15 protein-coding genes are annotated in these 18,082 nt (G+C 73.6%); 10 read left to right on the forward strand and 5 right to left on the reverse strand.

Features of this window, described 5'->3' with window-relative positions; all coding sequences use genetic code 11:
- The first annotated feature begins 175 nt into the window (after positions 1 to 175).
- The 3 genes from ABTZ91_RS20330 to ABTZ91_RS20340 all read left to right on the forward strand — a co-directional run bounded on the left by ABTZ91_RS20330 (position 176) and on the right by ABTZ91_RS20340 (position 3,224).
- Positions 176 to 1,927, forward strand: a complete 1,752-nt coding sequence (locus tag ABTZ91_RS20330) for a lytic murein transglycosylase (protein ID WP_352078576.1) — start codon at positions 176 to 178, stop codon at positions 1,925 to 1,927.
- Between the two features lie 164 nt (positions 1,928 to 2,091).
- Positions 2,092 to 2,232, forward strand: a complete 141-nt coding sequence (locus ABTZ91_RS20335; RefSeq protein WP_345489423.1) for an SPW_0924 family protein — start codon at positions 2,092 to 2,094, stop codon at positions 2,230 to 2,232.
- A gap of 11 nt (positions 2,233 to 2,243) precedes the next feature.
- Positions 2,244 to 3,224 (forward strand): DUF3068 domain-containing protein, encoded by a 981-nt coding sequence (locus ABTZ91_RS20340; protein WP_352078577.1) that lies wholly within the window; start codon positions 2,244 to 2,246, stop codon positions 3,222 to 3,224.
- On the opposite strand, the gene hrpB is transcribed toward ABTZ91_RS20340, so the two are convergent.
- Positions 3,208 to 5,775 (reverse strand): ATP-dependent helicase HrpB, encoded by a 2,568-nt coding sequence (hrpB, locus tag ABTZ91_RS20345; protein WP_352078578.1) that lies wholly within the window; start codon positions 5,773 to 5,775, stop codon positions 3,208 to 3,210. The two genes, ABTZ91_RS20340 and hrpB, sit on opposite strands and share 17 nt — an antisense overlap.
- 107 nt (positions 5,776 to 5,882) lie before the next feature.
- On the reverse strand, positions 5,883 to 6,725 hold the full coding sequence (locus ABTZ91_RS20350; RefSeq protein WP_352078579.1) for a class I SAM-dependent methyltransferase: 843 nt from the start codon (positions 6,723 to 6,725) through the stop codon (positions 5,883 to 5,885).
- Positions 6,726 to 7,087: 362 nt separating this feature from the next.
- On the opposite strand from ABTZ91_RS20350, the gene rpsA reads away from it, so the two are divergent.
- Positions 7,088 to 8,590, forward strand: a complete 1,503-nt coding sequence (rpsA, locus tag ABTZ91_RS20355; protein ID WP_345489430.1) for a 30S ribosomal protein S1 — start codon at positions 7,088 to 7,090, stop codon at positions 8,588 to 8,590.
- Between the two features lie 143 nt (positions 8,591 to 8,733).
- On the opposite strand, the gene ABTZ91_RS20360 is transcribed toward rpsA, so the two are convergent.
- Positions 8,734 to 9,684 (reverse strand): right-handed parallel beta-helix repeat-containing protein, encoded by a 951-nt coding sequence (locus ABTZ91_RS20360; RefSeq protein ID WP_352078580.1) that lies wholly within the window; start codon positions 9,682 to 9,684, stop codon positions 8,734 to 8,736.
- A 220-nt stretch (positions 9,685 to 9,904) separates the two neighbouring features.
- Between ABTZ91_RS20360 and ABTZ91_RS20365 the strand changes: the two genes are divergently transcribed.
- From ABTZ91_RS20365 to ABTZ91_RS20375, 3 genes are all read left to right on the forward strand, one after another.
- The gene (locus tag ABTZ91_RS20365; RefSeq protein ID WP_352078581.1) at positions 9,905 to 10,843 is read left to right on the forward strand and encodes a PAC2 family protein; all 939 of its coding nucleotides are present in this window, start codon (positions 9,905 to 9,907) and stop codon (positions 10,841 to 10,843) included.
- A gap of 31 nt (positions 10,844 to 10,874) precedes the next feature.
- Positions 10,875 to 11,480, forward strand: a complete 606-nt coding sequence (gene coaE / locus ABTZ91_RS20370) for a dephospho-CoA kinase (protein WP_352078582.1) — start codon at positions 10,875 to 10,877, stop codon at positions 11,478 to 11,480.
- A gap of 169 nt (positions 11,481 to 11,649) precedes the next feature.
- Positions 11,650 to 12,021, forward strand: coding sequence for a tetratricopeptide repeat protein (locus ABTZ91_RS20375; RefSeq protein ID WP_352078583.1), 372 nt, complete (start codon positions 11,650 to 11,652; stop codon positions 12,019 to 12,021).
- 11 nt (positions 12,022 to 12,032) lie between these two features.
- Here the strand turns inward: ABTZ91_RS20375 and ABTZ91_RS20380 are convergent, their stop codons facing one another.
- A complete protein-coding gene (locus ABTZ91_RS20380; RefSeq protein WP_352078584.1) occupies positions 12,033 to 12,305 on the reverse strand; it encodes a DUF6343 family protein in 273 nt (90 codons plus the stop codon).
- A 206-nt stretch (positions 12,306 to 12,511) separates the two neighbouring features.
- Between ABTZ91_RS20380 and ABTZ91_RS20385 the strand changes: the two genes are divergently transcribed.
- On the forward strand, positions 12,512 to 13,213 hold the full coding sequence (locus ABTZ91_RS20385; protein WP_352078585.1) for a class I SAM-dependent methyltransferase: 702 nt from the start codon (positions 12,512 to 12,514) through the stop codon (positions 13,211 to 13,213).
- On the opposite strand, the gene ABTZ91_RS20390 is transcribed toward ABTZ91_RS20385, so the two are convergent.
- Positions 13,203 to 13,589, reverse strand: a complete 387-nt coding sequence (locus ABTZ91_RS20390) for a hypothetical protein (RefSeq protein WP_352078586.1) — start codon at positions 13,587 to 13,589, stop codon at positions 13,203 to 13,205. The genes ABTZ91_RS20385 and ABTZ91_RS20390 overlap by 11 nt on opposite strands.
- A 216-nt stretch (positions 13,590 to 13,805) precedes the next feature.
- On the opposite strand from ABTZ91_RS20390, the gene ABTZ91_RS20395 reads away from it, so the two are divergent.
- Positions 13,806 to 16,685 (forward strand): DEAD/DEAH box helicase, encoded by a 2,880-nt coding sequence (locus ABTZ91_RS20395; RefSeq protein ID WP_352078753.1) that lies wholly within the window; start codon positions 13,806 to 13,808, stop codon positions 16,683 to 16,685.
- Positions 16,682 to 18,070 carry an SWIM zinc finger family protein gene (locus ABTZ91_RS20400; protein ID WP_352078587.1) on the forward strand — a complete coding sequence of 463 codons (1,389 nt, stop codon included), beginning with the start codon at positions 16,682 to 16,684 and terminating at the stop codon, positions 18,068 to 18,070. Before ABTZ91_RS20395 ends, ABTZ91_RS20400 begins: the two co-directional genes overlap by 4 nt.
- The last annotated feature ends 12 nt before the right edge of the window (positions 18,071 to 18,082 follow it).

Consider the following 18,082-nt stretch of genomic DNA (forward strand, 5'->3'; position numbering starts at 1 on the left):
GGTGTGCCCTCAGTATTCAGGACGGCCCGGTGTCGAACGCGTGGACGGCCAAGTGGTGACGAAACCGTGAAACTCGGTCAGGGCCCGGTGTTCCCGTGTCCGGAGTTGGCATAGGGTCTCCGGGTCGGACCCGCGCGGGGAGCGCGGACGCGGGACACGGGGAGGGACCACACGTATGGCATCGCACTTGGGCCGTCGGCTGCGCAGGGGAGCCACCAGCGGTGCGGTGGTGGCCGCGGCGGTCGCGGCGCTGGCCGCTTCGCAGGGGCCGGGTTCGATACCGCCGCCCACGGACAACGCCGGCGGTGACCTTCCGATCGGTGCGGGCGACTCGACCACGCCACCGGACGCCTCGGGCCCCGGTGACTCGACGTACTACACCGAGCTGCCCCCGCTGAACACCCCGAACAAGCCGGGTGCTCCCGGCAATCCGCCGGTCATCACCGGCCCCGCCCAGGCCGGCATACCCGCGACCGTCCTCGCCGCCTACCAGCGCGCCGAGCAGTCGATCCGCTCCACCGACCCCTCCTGCAACCTGCAATGGCAGCTCCTCGCCGGCATCGGCAAGGTGGAGTCGGGCCAGGCGCGCGGCGGCGCGGTCGACGCCAACGGCACCACCACCTCGGCGATCCTCGGCCCCGCCCTCAACGGCGTCGGCTTCGCCAACATCTCGGACACCGACGACGGCGCCTACGACGGCGACAAGGTGCACGACCGCGCGGTGGGCCCGATGCAGTTCATCCCGTCCACCTGGGCCACCTGGGGCCAGGACGCCAACGGCGACGGGAAGAAGGACCCGAACAACATCTACGACGCGGCCCAGGCCGCCGGCCTCTACCTCTGCGCCAACGACCGCAACCTCGCCGTCAAGGCCGACCTGGACCGGGCGATCCTCAGCTACAACCGCTCGACGGAGTACCTGCACACGGTCCTGTCCTGGTTCGAGTACTACAAGCGCGGCACCCACCAGGTCCCCGACGGCACCGGTGTGCTGCCCCGCGAGCGCAACGACGACCGGGTCACCACGCCCGGCCGGCCCACCCCGTCCCCGACGGCCCCCGTGACCCGGCCTCCGGCCACCCCGAAGCCGGCCCCGTCCAAGCCCGGCACGCCGAAGCCGACCCCGCCGACCACGTCCCCGGCGGCCAAGGTCGTACGGATCGAGAAGGCCGGCCCCGCCAGCCTCACCGCCACCGCCGGCAGCACCTTCACCACCCGCCCCACGGTCCTGGCCGTCGACCTCGCGGGCAAGCCGGTCGCGGGCGTCCAGGTGCGCTTCCGGATCACGGGCGACACGGACGCCCGGTTCGGCATCGGCGCGCGCGAGATCACCGCCACCACCGGCAGCACGGGCAAGGCCGCGGCGCCGAGCGTCAAGGCGGGCGAGCGGACCGGTTCCTTCACCGTCAGCGCCACCGTGGTGGGCCGCAGCCTGAACGCCGTCTCGTTCGCCGCGACCGTCACCGAGCGCGCCGCCGACACCCTGACCCGCATCGACGCCAAGGAGCTGGCGGCCACCACCGGCGGCCAGTTCGCCGACCGGATCACGGTGAAGGCCACCGACGGCGGGGCCGTCGCCTCCGGCGTCGCCCTCACCGCCACCTTCGTCACCTCGGCGGACGGCTCGCAGACCGCCACCGACGGCCCCTTCTTCAAGACCGCCGACGGCACCGCCGTCCGCACCCTCACCGGTCTGAAGACGGACGCCGACGGGTTCCTCACCCTCCCGGCCGTGTACGCGGGCGACAAGACCGGCACCTTCCTGCTGCGTCTGACCGCACCCGGCGGCGGCACGGTGACCGTCGAGCTCAAGGTGACCGCCCCCGCCCCCGAGCCGACCCCCACGCCGACGCCGTCGCCGGACTCGTCGACCTCGCCGTCGCCGTCGCCCTCCACGAGCACGCCGGAGACCACCCCCTCGTCCTGACGCCGCCCACCCGGCGACGCCCGCCTCCACGCCGCCCTCGTGTCCCTTCCGGACCCGGGGGCGGCGCCCCGCGTTCTGCGTGCGACGTGTTCTCATCTCGCGGCCGCGTTGCTACGGTGCCCCCGCCCTGACGACGTATCAGACAGAGCATCGGGAGGCCGGTCATGCGCGCCCTTGTCGCCGCCGCCATCGGACTCGTTCCCGTCCTTCTGTTCATGCTCCTCGTCTCCCTGGTCGACCTCCCGCCGGACGGGCCCACCTCGCCCAAGCCCCTGCTGACCGCCGATCCCGGCCCCAAGAAGTGAGGGGCGGACCGGTGCGCCGCCGAGCAAGCCTCGTCCTGCTCGCCTTCGCCGTCTTCTTCGCCGCCATGGCCCCGACCCTGCGCTGGTACGCCTTCCCCCGCCTCGCGAAGATCCCGCCGAACCAGTACCAGGAGACGGTCCTGGAGGCGAGGCCCGCCACCCTGCTCGACTACTCGACCCTCAAGGCCGAGAAGGTCGAGAGCATCACCATCGTCCAGACCCTCAAGGGCAACGTGGAGGAGTCCCGGAGGATCGAGCGCGACGCCGGCCGGGACGTCGTCGTCTGGGACTCCCTCTCCTACGTCCTCGGCCCCGACGGCACGATGGTCTCCAAGATCCCCGAGCGCTACATCTTCGACGCCCACACCCAGGACCCCGTCCACGCCACCGGCGAGATGGTCGACGGCGACCCGGTCCGCCGCGACGGCATCGAGTTCAAGTGGCCCTTCCTCACCGAGAAGCGGGACTACCGCTACTTCGACGCCCAGACCCGCACCTCCGCCCCCATCCACTACAAGGGGACCCGCGTCTTCCGCGGCCTGGAGGTCTACTACTTCGAGCAGACCGTCCCCTGGACCGAGGTCCCCATGCCCAAGACGATGCCCGTCAAGGGCATCACCCCCGATGTCCTCGCCAAGACCGGCCTCACCCGCTGGTACACCACCAAGCGCATGTTCTGGGTCGACCCCGTCACCGGCGCGCCCGTCAACGGCGAGGAGATCCACAGGGAGGAGCTCCGCAACGCCCGGGCCCTGATGGGCCGGGACACCGTCACCGTCTTCGACGGCCATGTGAAGATGCGCGAGGACTACATCGCGTACGTCGTCGAGCTCGTCGAGTCCAACCGCCTCATGGTGCTGCTGCTCGTCTCCTATCTCCCCTGGGGCTTCACCGCCCTCGCCCTCCTCCTGCTCGGCCTCTCCCTCTGGCTCGAAGCCCGCTCCCGCCGCCCCGCACCCCCGGAGCCCGCCCCCGTCACCGCTCCCGTCTGAGCCGGGCGCTGGTGTGCCGGGTCGGCTCCGCCGCCGAGGGGTCCTCCGGCCACGGGTGCCTGGGATAGCGGCCGCGCAGCTCCGCCCGTACCGCCCGATAGCCCTCCCGCCAGAACGAGGCCAGATCGGACGTCACCGCCGCCGGCCGCCCCGCGGGGGAGAGCAGGTGCACCAGCACCGGCACCCCGGCCACCCGCGGCGTCTCGGCGAGACCGAACATCTCCTGGAGCTTCACCGCGAGCACCGGCCGCTCACCGCCGTACTCCACCCGGATCCGCGAACCGCTCGGCACCTCGATCCGCTCCGGCGCCAGCTCGTCCAGACGCCCCGCCTCGCCCGTCGCCCACGGCAGCAGCCGCCGCAGCCCCTCACCGGCGTCGATCCGGCCCAGATCCGCCCGCCGCCGCGCCCGGGACAACTCCGGCTCCAGCCACTGATCGGCCCGCCCCAGCAACGCCGCCTCCGACACGTCCGGCCACGGCTCGCCCAACTCCCGGTGCAGGAAAGCCAGTCGTGCCCGCAGCTCCTCGGCATCCCTGCTCCACCGCAGCAGCGCAGTGCCCTCCCGGCGGAGCCCGTCGAGCAGCGCCTCCCGCACGAGGGCGGGATCGGCGTCGTCCCGCAGCGGGCGGACCGCCAGCTCCACCGCGCCCAGCCGCTCCACCGACCGGGCCACCACGTCCCCGTCCTCCCAGTGGACCTCCTCGCCCGCCCGCAGCAGATGACCGGCCGCGCCGCGCGCGATCCGCTCGTCCACCACGGCCGCGAGCCGCACCCGCGCGGTGGCGCTCTGCGCCGTCCGGTCCGCCACCGCGACTGCCAGCCACCCGCCGCTGCCCAGCCGCGAACCCTCGGCCAGCCGGGCCCCCGTGCCCGACACCATCAGATACCCGCCCTGCTCCCGGGCCCGCGCCACCCGCTCGGGAAAGGCGAGCGCCGTCACGAGCCCCGCCACCGCGTCCTCACCGGTCACCGGACCGACCGCCCCGCCGCCCGCGTCCCGCCCCGCCGCGGGCCCCGTCTCGGAGGCCGCCGCGCGCTCCAGCCGCCGCACCTCCGCCTTCCAGCGCGCCGCATAGCCGTCACCGCCCCGCCGCGCCTCGCGCCACGCCGCCGCCAGATCGTCCCCGTACTCCCGGGGCGGTTCCTCGCTCAGCAGCGCCACCACCTCGGCGGCCCGCCGCGCCCCCACCTCGGCGGCACCGTCCAGGAGCGCCCGCGCCAGCCGCGGGTGCAGCCCGAGCCGGGCCATCCGCACCCCCCGGTCCGTCGCCCGGCCGTCCCGGTCCACCGCGCCGATCGCCGCCAGCACCTGCCCGGCCGCCGCCATCGCCCCGGCGGGCGGCGCGTCCAGCAGAGCGAGCCCGGCCGCCGTCGGGTCGCCCCAGCAGGCGGCCCGCAGCGCGAAGCCCGCCAGGTCCGCGATCCGGATCTCGGGGGAGGGAAAACGGGCGCGGTTGCCGTCCTCCGCCTCGGCCCAGCAGCGATAGACCACGCCGAAGCCCTCACGGCCCGAGCGGCCCGCCCGCTGGGTCGCCGCCGCGGTCGACACCGGCACCGTGGCCAGCGAGCCGAGCCCGCGCGCATGGTCCGTCCGGGGCTCCCGCGCGAGCCCCGAGTCCACCACGATGCGCACCCCCGGCACGGTCAGGCTCGACTCCGCCACCGAGGTCGCGAGAACCACCCGGCGCCGCCCCTGCGGCCCGGAGCCGCGCAGCACCGCGTCCTGCACCGCCGCCGGAGCCCGCCCGTGCAGCTGGAGCACCTCGGCGTCCAGATCCGCGAGCAGCCCGGCCGTCCGCGCGATCTCCCCGGTGCCCGGCAGGAAACACAGCACGTCGCCCTCGTGCCGCTCCATCGCGATCCGCACCGTCGCCGCCACATGGCGCAGCAGCGCCGGATCCACCCACGTGCCGTGCGCCGGGCGGATGCCGGTCGGCGGCGGTGCGTAGCGCACGGCGTATCCGTGCGCCTGGCCCTCGGCCCACACGATCGGCGCGGGCCCGCTCCCGTCCAGGACCGTGAGGAGCTGGGCCCATGCCTCCGCGTCACTCGTCGCCGACGCGGCGATCACCTTCAGCTCGGGCCGCAGCGTGGCCCGCACGTCCACCAGGAACGCCATCGCCACATCCGCGTCGAGGTGCCGCTCGTGGCACTCGTCGAGCAGCACCACGTCCACTCCCGCGAGCTCCGGATCGCGCTGGAGCCGCTGGAGAAGGACGCCCGTCGTCACCACCTCGACCCGGGTGGTGGGACCGGCCCGCCGCTCTCCGCGCACGGAGAAGCCGACCGACCCGCCGACCTCCTCGCCGAGCAGCCACGCCATCCGTCGCGCCGCCGCCCGCACCGCCATCCGGCGCGGCTCGGCCACCAGCACCCGCCGCCCGGGCCCCTCTCCTATGAGACCCGCGAGCGCCAGCGGGACCAGCGTGGTCTTGCCGGTCCCGGGCGGGGCGTACAGGACGGCCGTGCCGCGCTCGTCGAGCGCGGTCAGCAGCTCGGGGACGGCATGGCGGACGGGAAGCAGGTCGAGTGCGTCGTTTCGGATCACGCGGCAAGTCTCGTACGCCGGGCCGACCCGGTGCTCACGGTTGTCCACAGGTCCGCCGATTCATATGACTAACAGGACGGACGGTGGGATCGGCCGGCGTGGAAGCCTTATCCGTCCCCGCGCTCGCAGACGAAGATCGCCGTGCCGGGGATCAGGTTCCCCCGCAGCGGGGACCAGCCGCCCCACTCCTGGCTGTTCCACGCCGGCCACTCCGGCTCCACCAGGTCGATCAGCCGGAAGCCGCCCGCGACCACGTCCCGGACCCGGTCGCCGATGGTCCGGTGGTGCTCGACGTAGACCGCCCGCCCCCGCTCGTCCTGCTCCACGTACGGCGTCCGGTCGAAGTAGGACGCCGAGACCGAGAGCCCCTCCGGGCCCGGCTCGTCGGGGAACGCCCAGCGGATCGGGTGCGTCACCGAGAACACCCACCGGCCGCCCGGGCGCAGCACCCGGTGCACCTCGCGGAAGACCCGTACCGGATCGGCGACGAAGGGGACCGCCCCGTACGCCGAGCAGGCCAGGTCGAACGAGCCGTCACGGAAGGGCAGCGCCCCCGCGTCCGCCTCGACCAGCGGCACGTCCCCGCCGATCCGCAGCGCGTGCTGGAGCTGCCGGTGCGAGAGGTCGAGGGCGACCGGCCGGGCGCCCTGGGCGGCCAGCCAGCGCGAGCACTGCGCCGCGCCCGCGCCGATCTCCAGGACGTCCAGCCCCTTCAGCGAGCCGGCCGGGCCCAGCAGGCCGGCGTCCGCCTCGTCCAGGCCCTCGGGCCCCCAGACGAACCGGTCGTCCCCGAGGAACGCTCCGTGCTCGGTCTGGTACTCGTCGGCGTTGCGGTCCCACCACCCACGGCTCGCCCGGCTGCTCTCCGCTTCCCCCGCGTCACGGCGGGTCGCCTCCGCCTCGGCCTCGGAACCCCCGGGGCCCTCTTCCTGTCCGTACTCTTGGTTCATGTCGCCCGTCGATGTAGTTTGCGCTCAGTGCCGCCGCGCGCGAGCGGGGACGGCTTCCCGTGGGCCAGGACGGCCCGGGCTGAGACGAGTTGTGCCGGGTATGCGGCGTTCTGCCCCGGGTGCGCGCTTCGCGCATTGACCCTGTCCGGCCGCCCCCGTATGCTAAAGGTTGCGCTGCGGGCCTGCGCGCCTCAGACGGAGCAGGCCGCGCTCGCATCTGTTGTATGTCCCCTCGGTTTTCGAGGCGCCACCCGGCAGCGGGTCAGGTGCTTCTTTGGCTGTCCGGCTTCTTCAGCTGCGATACGGGCTCTCGGCGTAGCAGTACCTACGACTTCAATGTCCGTACCGGAGCCCTTTCCCACATGACGAGCAGCACCGAGACCACCGCCACCACCCCGCAGGTTGCGGTCAACGACATCGGTAACGAGGAAGCCTTCCTCGCCGCGATCGACGAGACGATCAAGTACTTCAACGACGGCGACATCGTCGACGGCGTCATCGTGAAGGTCGACCGGGACGAGGTCCTGCTCGACATCGGTTACAAGACCGAAGGTGTCATCCCGAGCCGCGAGCTCTCGATCAAGCACGACGTCGACCCGAACGAGGTCGTCAAGGTCGGCGACGAGATCGAGGCCCTGGTTCTCCAGAAGGAGGACAAGGAAGGCCGCCTGATCCTCTCGAAGAAGCGCGCCCAGTACGAGCGCGCCTGGGGCACCATCGAGAAGATCAAGGAAGAGGACGGCATCGTCACCGGTACCGTCATCGAGGTCGTCAAGGGTGGTCTCATCCTTGACATCGGCCTCCGTGGCTTCCTGCCGGCCTCCCTCGTCGAGATGCGTCGTGTCCGCGACCTCCAGCCCTACGTGGGCAAGGAGCTCGAGGCGAAGATCATCGAGCTGGACAAGAACCGCAACAACGTGGTCCTGTCCCGCCGCGCCTGGCTGGAGCAGACCCAGTCCGAGGTCCGCCAGACCTTCCTCACGACCCTCCAGAAGGGTCAGGTCCGTTCCGGCGTCGTCTCCTCGATCGTCAACTTCGGTGCCTTCGTGGACCTGGGTGGCGTCGACGGTCTGGTCCACGTCTCCGAGCTGTCCTGGAAGCACATCGACCACCCGTCCGAGGTCGTCGAGGTCGGCCAGGAGGTCACCGTCGAGGTTCTCGACGTGGACATGGACCGCGAGCGCGTCTCCCTGTCGCTGAAGGCGACCCAGGAGGACCCGTGGCAGCAGTTCGCCCGTACCCACCAGATCGGCCAGGTCGTTCCGGGTAAGGTCACGAAGCTGGTTCCGTTCGGTGCGTTCGTCCGCGTGGACGAGGGCATCGAGGGTCTGGTCCACATCTCCGAGCTGGCCGAGCGCCACGTGGAGATCCCGGAGCAGGTCGTCCAGGTCAACGACGAGATCTTCGTCAAGGTCATCGACATCGACCTCGAGCGCCGTCGCATCAGCCTCTCGCTGAAGCAGGCCAACGAGTCCTTCGGTGCCGACCCGGCCTCGGTCGAGTTCGACCCGACCCTGTACGGCATGGCCGCGTCCTACGACGACCAGGGCAACTACATCTACCCCGAGGGCTTCGACCCCGAGACCAACGACTGGCTGCCGGGCTACGAGGCCCAGCGCGAGGCGTGGGAGACCCAGTACGCCGAGGCGCAGCAGCGCTTCGAGCAGCACCAGGCTCAGGTCATCAAGTCCCGCGAGGCCGACGAGGCCGCCGCTGCCGAGGGTGGCGCCGCCGCTCCGGCCGGTGCCCCGGCGGGCGTGTCCGGTGGCTCCTACTCCTCGGAGTCGGACGACAACTCCGGCGCCCTGGCGTCGGACGAGGCGCTTGCCGCCCTGCGCGAGAAGCTGGCCGGCGGCCAGAGCTGAAACGGCTCACCGCTGAGCTCCAGTAGCTAGCGTCGAGGCCCGCCTCCCTTCGGGGAGGCGGGCCTCGGTCTTTTCCGGCAGTCTCAGGGCCCTTCCCGCAGTCTCGGTGGGCCTTCTCCCAGTCTCGGGGCCTTTCCGCCGTCTCAGGGCGTGACGGCGATGTTGGTCAGCCCGTATCCGCCGGTCACCGTGTTCGAGGCGTAGACCGTGGTCGGGCAGCCGCCGCTGTGGTTGGTCACGTGGACGGCCAGCCGTTTGGCGCCGGTCGCCCCGGTGAGGTCGGAGCGGTTGCCGCGGAAGACCGTGCCGCAGCCCCAGCCGCTCTGCTGGGTGTGGGTCTCGTAGCCGTTGTTGATGGTGCCGCGGCCGGTGTTGTTCTCCACGAGGACGTTGTTCCCCTTCACGTCCACCCAGGAGTCGTCGTAGTGGACGCCCGTCAGGCCGCTGCCGTCGAAGGTGTTGCCGATGATCCGCGCGCCGGTGGTGCCCTCCTTGATGTCGACGTTCTCGCCGCCGACGTCCGGGCCGATCACGTTGTTCAGGATCTGCACGTGGTCGCTGCGGTCGGAGAGCGTGTTCGCGGTGCCGACGTAGACGCCCTCGCCCATGCCGCGGCCGTCGTTGCCGGTGTCGTAGATCCTCGAGTTCCTGATGACCCCGTTCCTGCTGGAGTTGCGGAAGTGCACCCCCTCCATGTCGAGGTCGTGCACGGTGACCGCGTCGATGACGACGCCGTTGGCGGCGTCGGTCATGATCCCCTTCTGGCCGCCGGTGACGGTGACACCCTGGACCGTCCAGTACGAGGCGCCGTCGAGGTGCAGTCCGTAGCCGCCGCCGGCCTTCAGGACCGCCCGGGACGAGCCGGTGAGCGTGATCCGGGCCGAGGATGTGCCCGCGACGGTGGCCTTGAAGTTCCCGGTGTAGGTGCCGTCCGCGAGGCGGATGGTGTCCCCGGGGCGGGCGTTGACCAGCGCGGTCTTGAGCTGGGCGGTGGTGGACACCTCGATCGTGGCCGCCGAGGCCGGCGCCGCCGTGGCCAGAGGCAGGGCGAGGAGGGCGGGGAGCAGGGGGAGGAGCAGCGTTCGGGGGCGCATGGGGGATGCCTTCCGGTCGATGCCAGAGGTTCGCTGACCGTTCCCGTACATGTACGGCGAACGGGATGCTGAACGCGGTGCTGTCCCGTGACGGTAGGGAGGTGCTGTGGGCATGTCAAGGTCTGGACCAGTGGGCCGCCCGCGCGGGAAATCCGGCGGACGGGAATGGTGCCGGGGTGGGCCGCGTTGTCCAGGGAGAACGCGAGGAGGAGCGGAAATCGTGCTTGATCCCCAGGATTTGTACGAATGGGACCAGAAGGGCCTGGCCGTGGTCGACCTGGCCCTGGCCCAGGAGTCGGCCGGACTGGTCATGCTCTACCACTTCGACGGATACATCGACGCCGGTGAGACCGGCGAGCAGATCATCGACCGACTGCTCGACACCCTGCCCCACCAGCTGGTCGCCCGCTTCGACCACGACCGGCTCGTGGACTACCGCGCCCGCCGGCCCCTGCTGACCTTCCGCCGCGACCGCTGGACGGCGTACGAGACCCCGGCGATCGAGGTGCGCATCGTCCAGGACGCCACCGGCGCGCCCTTCCTCGTGCTGTCCGGCCCCGAGCCGGACGTGGAATGGGAGCGGTTCGCCGCCGCCGTGCGTCAGATCGTCGACCGCCTCGGCGTCCGCCTCGCGGTCAACTTCCACGGCATCCCCATGGGCGTCCCGCACACCCGCCCCGTCGGCCTCACCCCCCACGGCAGCCGCACCGACCTCATGCCCGGCCACCGCAGCCCCTTCGACGAGGCCCAGGTGCCCGGCAGCGCCGAATCCCTCGTCGAATTCCGGCTCACCGAGGCGGGTTACGACACGCTCGGCGTCGCGGCGCACGTCCCGCACTACGTCGCCCGCTCCCCGTACCCCGACGCCGCCCTCACGGTGCTCGAAGCCGTCACCGCCGCCACCGGCCTGGTCCTGCCCGGCGTCGCCCACGCCCTGCGCACCGAGGCGCGCCGCACCCAGACCGAGATCGACCGCCAGATCGGCGAGGGCGATGAGGAGCTGGTCGCGCTCGTCCAGGGCCTCGAGCACCAGTACGACGCGGTGGCCGGCGCCGAGACCCGCGGCAGCCTGGTCGCCGAGCCCGTCGACCTGCCGTCCGCCGACGAACTGGGCCGCGAGTTCGAGCGCTTCCTCGCCGAGCGCGAGGGCGACGTCTGAGCGCCCGGCGACGGGCTCTAAGCTGCCGCTCATGCTGAAAGTGGGCCTGACCGGCGGCATCGGCGCCGGCAAGAGCGAAGTGTCCCGGCTGCTCGTCTCGTACGGAGCCGTCCTGATCGACGCCGACCGGATCGCCCGCGAGGTCGTGGAGCCCGGCACCCCCGGGCTCGCGGCCGTCGTCGCCGAGTTCGGGCCGGAGATCCTCGACGCCGGCGGTGCCCTGGACCGGCCGAAGCTCGGCGCGATCGTCTTCGCCGACCCCGAACGCCTCGCCGCCCTCAACGCCATCGTCCACCCGCTCGTCGGCACCCGCTCCGCCGAGCTGGAGGCCGAGGCCGGCCCCGACGACGTCGTCGTCCACGACGTGCCCCTGCTCACCGAGAACGGCCTGGCGCCCCTGTACGACCTGGTCGTCGTCGTCGACGCGTCCCCCGAGACCCAGCTCGACCGTCTCGTCCGGCTGCGCGGCATGACCGAGTCCGAGGCACGCGCCCGCATGGCCGCGCAGGCCACCCGCGCCCAGCGACGCGCCGTCGCCGACCTCGTCGTCGACAACGACGGCCCGCTGGAGGCGCTGGAGCCGCAGGTGCGCAAGATCTGGGAGGAGCTCCGGCAGCGGGCCTCGGACAGCCGCTGACGCGGCGCCGACCGGCCTTCCGGGAAACGACCGGGGCCCGGCGCGTCGCAAGGGCCTGCCGACGGGGTAGAGATGACGTTCGCGAGGAATCGGCGCGCCGGCGCCTCCCCGTGGAATACGACCGCCGTGCCCGCTGTTGAACCGCCGGAGTGAGGGAAGGAAGACCGCTGTGGCCGAGAGCAACCCGGAAACCCACGTCATCGACTTCCGCGCCGCCGAGCAGCTGCTCGCCGCCCGTGACCCGCGCGGCGCGGTCAAGCTGCTCGACTCGGTGATCGCCGCCCACCCCGAGAACACCGCCGCCCGGCTGCTGCGCGCCCGGGCCTTCTTCGCCGCCGCCCAACTCCGACCCGCCGAGCTGGAGTTCGAACTGGTCCTGGAGAGAGAGCCGGACAACGCGTTCGCGCACTTCGCCCTCGCCCGCACCTACCAGCGCTCCGGCCGCCCCGAGCGGGCCACCCGCCACTTCCGCCTCGCCGCCGCCCTCGACCCGAAGCCGGAGTATCTGGAGGCGGCGCGCTTCGACACGACGGCCGAATAGCCCGCCGGGCCTCAGCGCCTGCCGCGACCGCGGTGATCGGGTTCGTACGGCGGGATGTCACGCCCCGGCTGCCAGTGCGGGCCCTGCCGCAGATGGCGCGACACCACGATCAGGTCGACGGCCGCCACCGCGAACAGCACCCCGCACGCCGCCGCCCACCCCGGCCGCCCGACCAGCGAGAACGCCGCCGTACCGAAGGCGCCCCACAGCGCTCCCCACAGGCTCAGCCAGAACCTCAGCCGCAGCGCACTGCGCGCGGTCGCCGGTTCGCTTCCCGTACGCATGACCTCGCATCTCCCGGGTGAGGCGACCCCCGAGGCCACTTCCAGGATCCACCCACGACGCACGATCCGAAAAGGTCCGCCGGGGACGCGGCGGACCGTGCAGCGAGAGGACGCCGGCGGACATGGACGCACACGGTAGGGACGCACACGGCCTGGACGCACACGGTAGGGACGCACACCGGGACACGGGCACGCGGGTCACGCGCATGCGCAACGGTCACCAGGGCACCGGACCCGGCCCCATCACCCCGGACGGCTGTGCCGTCGAGCTCTACCGCAGGCTGTCGGTCGGCAGCGAGCCCGACGTGATCGGGGCGGCCGTGCCCGCCGGCGCCACGCTCCTCGAACTGGGCAGCGGCGCGGGCCGGGTCACCGTCCCCCTCGTCGCACGCGGCTTCGCCGTCACGGCCGTCGACGAGTCGGCGGAGATGCTGGCGGCGGTCGCCGAGCGGGCACCGGGCGCCCGGACCGTGCACAGCTCCATCGAGGCCCTGCGGCTGCCCCGCCGCTTCGACGCGGTCGTCCTCGGCTCCTTCCTGGTGCACACCGCCGACCACCGCAGCCGGCAGGCGCTCCTGGAGACCTGCCGGCGGCACGTGAAGGACGACGGGCTCGTGCTGATCCAGCGCGAGGGCGCGGACTACCACGACGACGTGCCCCGGGAACGCCGCGACCCCGCCGGATACACCGTACGGATCGTGTCGTCGGAGCCGATCGGCGACGGCGTCGACCGGGTCTTCGCCGAGTACCTGTTCCCGGACGCCCGCTGGACCCAGACGTTCCTGTCCCGGCCGCTGACCAGGGAGGCCTTCGAGGGCCATCTCGCCGAGGCCGGGCTCGCCGTCGACCGCTATCCGACCGACGACGGCACCTGGGCCGTGGCCCGGCCCGTGCCGGTCAGTGGATGACGTCGTAGCTGCGCCAGACCGGGGCCCCCGGCGCGATCTCGTCGCCGCTGTTGCTCGGCAGATACGTGAACTCCCGGCCCCGGCAGTCCGGCGTCGGGTACAGCCGGATGTCCACCAGCGTGCCGTTCTCGACCTTGTGCGCGCCCTCCGGGGCCAGCTTGTGGCAGCCCTTCACCGCCGGGCTCGTCACGAGCCCGGCCGCGGCCTCCACCCCGGGCTCCTCCCGCGTCTCGTGCCCGGGCTCCTGCCCGGCCCCGTGCCCCGTCTCGTACGTGATGGTGCCCACCGCGGTGCGACCGAGGCCCGAGCAGCCCGCGACCGCGAGCGAGAGCAGGGCGGCCCCGGTGGCGATGGTCAGACGCCGGTGAAGGGACATGGCGGAATCCTCGTCTGTCGGGCGTGGGCGGCCGAAGCCTGTTCCCCGCCACCCTCCCGCCTGCCGGGCCGGGTGTCATGCCCGGATGCGCCGCCCGGGGGAAGCGCCGCGAGGCCCGTTGTCAGACCCCACCCGTAAGGTCGGAGGTCCAGAGTCGGACCCGTCGCGGACCGGGAGGTGAACCACACCGTGACCAGCACCAGCACGAGCAGCAGCATGGGCACCAGCACCAGCACGAGCACGAGCACCAGCACCGGCGTCCTGCTCGGCCGTGCCGCCGTCTTCCTGCCCGCCGCCCTGCCCCGGGACGGCCGGATCGCCTTCTGGTCGCCCGACGGGACCGACCCGGCGGGCGAGCTCCCGCCCGGCACCGCCGAGCGCGCCGAGATCACCGTCGTGCGGCGCCACGGCACGGGGGCGCGCGGCCGGACCGCGCCCGCCGTCCTGATGCCCGTCGCCGAAGCCCTGCCCCATCTGGTCGCCGCCCGCCATCACCCGGCCGCCCACCCCGCGGCCGCCTGCTGGGGCGCCGCCGCCCTGCACGCGCTGCACCTGGTCGCCCGCGGGCGCCTGCTGCCCGGCCTCACCGCCGACGACCACGACGCCTGGCGGGCCGGGCCGCTCGACGCGGAGGACATCGCCCACCTCCGGGCCGTCGCCGCCGCCATGCCGTACGAGGCCCACGCCACGCCCGTACCCGGCGGCGGCCCGCTCCGGCTCCCCGAGCCCGAGGCGCTGGTACGGGCCTTCCTGGACGCCGTCGCCGACACCCTGCCCCGGACGCCCGCGGCGCCCCACGCGGTCGGCGCGCCGTTCGCCGCCCGCGAGCCCCAGCACCTGCCCCGCGCGCGTGCCTGGGCCGCCGAGGCCGCCGCCGGCATGGACGCCGGCGTCCGCGTCTCGCTGCGCCTCGACCTGTCCGGCTACGAGCTGTTCGACGCCTCGGACGACGGCACCGGCGAGGAACGGCAGGCCGCCGCCCTCCTCCAGGTGCACAGCCTCGCCGACCCCACCCTCGTCATCGACGCCGCCGCCCTCTGGTCCGGGGACGGCGACGAGCACTTCGGGCCCCGCGCCCGGATCGACGCCGTCCTCGCCCTGCGCCGCGCCGCCCGCGTCTGGCCGCCGCTCGGCCGCCTCCTGGAGCGGGACGTGCCCGACGTCCTCGCCGTGTCCGAGGACGAGCTGTACGAGCTCCTCGGCCCCGCCGCCGCCCGCCTCGCCGACGCCGGGGTCGCCGTCCACTGGCCGCGGGACCTCGCCCGCTCCCTCAGCGCCTCCGCCGTCGTCCGGCCGGCCCGCACCGCGCCCGGCTCCGCCACCGACGGCACCGCCTTCTTCGACAGCGAGGAGCTGCTCCGCTTCAACTGGCAGCTCGCCCTCGACGGCGACCCCCTCACCGAGCGGGAGATGGACGCCCTCGCCGAGGCTCACCGCCCGGTCGTCCGGCTGCGCGACCAGTGGGTCGTGATCGACCCCGACCTCGTCCGCAAGGCCCGCAAGCGCGAGCTCGGCCTGCTCGAACCGGTCGACGCGCTCGCCGTCGCCCTCACCGGCACCGCCGACATCGACGGCGAAACCGTCCCCGCCGTCCCCGTCGGCGCCCTCGCCGCCCTGCGCGACCGGCTCCTCGCCGGACCCGAGGACGTCCCGCAACCACCAGGACTCGACGCCACCCTGCGCGACTACCAGCTGCGCGGTCTCGCCTGGCTCGACCTCATGACCTCCCTCGGCCTCGGCGGCTGCCTCGCCGACGACATGGGCCTCGGCAAGACCGTCACCCTCATCGCGCTCCACCTGCGCCGCGCCCGCACCGCACCCACCCTCGTCGTCTGCCCGGCCTCCCTCCTCGGCAACTGGCAGCGGGAGATCCGCCGCTTCGCGCCAGGAGTGCCCGTCCGCCGCTTCCACGGCACCGACCGCACCCTCGAAGGGCTCGACGGCGGCTTCGTCCTCACCACCTACGGCACCCTGCGCACCAGCGCGCCCCAGCTCGCCGAGCGGGACTGGGGCATGGTCGTCGCCGACGAGGCCCAGCACGTCAAGAACCCCTTCTCGGCGACCGCCAAGGCACTGCGCACCGTCCCCGCGCCCGCCAGGATCGCCCTCACCGGCACCCCCGTGGAGAACAACCTCTCCGAGCTGTGGGCGCTGCTCGACTGGACCACCCCCGGGCTCCTCGGCCCGCTGAAGGCCTTCCGCGCCCGGCACGCCCGCGCCGTGGAGAACAGCGAGGAGATCGACAACGAGGAGGCGGTCGAGCGCCTGGCCCGGCTGGTCCGGCCGTTCCTCCTGCGCCGCCGCAAGTCCGACCCCGGCATCGTCCCCGAGCTGCCGCCCAAGACCGAGTCCGACCACCCCGTGGCCCTCACCCGCGAACAGGCCTCGCTCTACGAGGCGGTGGTGCGCGAGACGATGGCGCAGATCGAGGGCGCCGAGGGCATGGCCCGCCGCGGACTGATCATGAAGCTGCTGACCTCGCTCAAGCAGATCTGCAACCACCCCGCGCAGTACCTCAAGGAGCAGGCCCCGCACGGTGGCGGTGCCGGCACGGTCCGGCTGGCCGGCCGCTCCGGCAAGCTCGCCCTCCTCGACGAACTCCTCGACACCATCCTGGCCGAGGACGGCTCGGTCCTCGTCTTCACCCAGTACGTGTCGATGGCGCGACTGCTCGCCGACCACCTGGCCGGCCGCGGCATCCCCGCCCAGCTGCTGCACGGCGGCACGCCCGTCGCCGAGCGCGAGCGCATGGTCGACCGTTTCCAGGCCGGCGAGGTCCCCGTCTTCCTGCTCTCCCTGAAGGCGGCGGGCACCGGCCTCAACCTCACCCGGGCCGGCCACGTCGTCCACTACGACCGCTGGTGGAACCCGGCCGTCGAGGACCAGGCCACCGACCGCGCCTACCGCATCGGACAGACCCAGCCGGTCCAGGTCCACCGGCTGATCGCCGAGGGCACGGTCGAGGACAGCATCGCCGAGATGCTGCGGGCCAAGAAGGCCCTCGCCGACGCCGTCCTCGGCTCCGGCGAGGCCGCCCTCACCGAGCTCACCGACCGCGAACTGGCCGACCTGGTGTCCCTGAGGAGGCCCGCATGAGCCCCGACGGCCCCCGCCTCCCCGGCACGACGCCCGACGGCCCCCGCCTTCCCGGCGCCACGCCCGACGGTCCCCGCCTCCCCGGCGCCACGCCCGGCCGCTCCCGGTCCTCCCGGCCCCGTGCGGGCGCCGCCCGCCCCGCCCTGCCCCGGCACGACGACCGGCGCAGGACCTTCCCCGCACTCGCCCCGCACACCGCCCCCGACGGCCGGTTCGCCGCCACCTGGTGGGGCAACGCCTGGGTGGACGCCCTGGAGGACACCGCCCTCGACGCCGCCCGGCTCGCCCGCGGCAAGGCGTACGCCCAGCGCGGCCACGTCGACGCCATCACCGTCACCCCCGGCCGGGTCGTCGCCTACGTCCACGGCACCCGGCCCCGCCCGTACCGCACCGAGATCCGGCTGCGGACCCTCGGCGACGACGACTGGGAACGCTTCCTCGACCAGGCCGCCGCCCGGCCCGAGCACATCGCCGCCCTCCTCGACAAGGACGTCCCGCACGCCCTGGAAGCCGTCACCGGACTCCTGCCCGCCCCCGGCGACCTCGTCCCCGACTGCTCCTGCCCCGACGACGGCTACCCCTGCAAGCACGCCGCCGCCCTCTGCTACCAGTCCGCGCGCCTCCTCGACGAAGACCCGTTCGTCCTCTTCCTCATGCGCGGCCGCGGCGAACAGGAACTCCTCGCCGCCCTCACCCGGCGCAACGCCGCCCGCTCCGCCGCCGAGAGCGCCACCACCGCCCCCGCCATGCCCAGCGTCCCGGCCCGCACGGTGCTCGCTCCGACCACCGGTCACGCCCTCCCGCCGCTGCCCCCGCCGCTCCCCGCGCCCACGCACCCCGGCCGGCCCGCCGTCTTCCCCGCCGACCCCGACGCACCCGACCCCCTCGCCCTGGACCTCCTCGCCACCGAGGCAGCCGCCCGCGCCCACGCCTTCCTCACCACCGGACACGACCCGGTCGCCGGCCTCACCCCCTGGCAGGACGCCGTACGGCTGGCGGCCGCGCACCCCGGCTCCGGGCTCACCGCCTCCACCCGCGCCCTGTACCGGGACCTCGCCTACGCCCTCGACCGCACCCCCACCGACCTGGCCCGCGCCGTCGCCGCCTGGCGGCAGGGCGGCATCGCCGGACTCGCGGTCCTGGAGGAGCCCTGGGACCCGCCCGCCGGCCCCTTCGACCGGGCCAGACCCGCCCTGCTCGCCGCCGACCTCCCCGCCTTCCGGCCCTGGCGCAACCGGCTGTCCACCCGGTCCCTCCAGCTCCGCTTCGGCCGCGACGGACTCTGGTACGGATACGAGTCGGACACCGACCGCGAGGACTGGTGGCCGCGCGGCACTCCCGACGCCGACCCCGTCGGCGTGATCACCGACCTGCTGGGACGGTGACCGATAGGCTGA

The sequence above is a fragment of the Streptomyces sp. NPDC126499 genome (assembly GCF_040302485.1).
Taxonomy (GTDB): domain Bacteria; phylum Actinomycetota; class Actinomycetes; order Streptomycetales; family Streptomycetaceae; genus Streptomyces.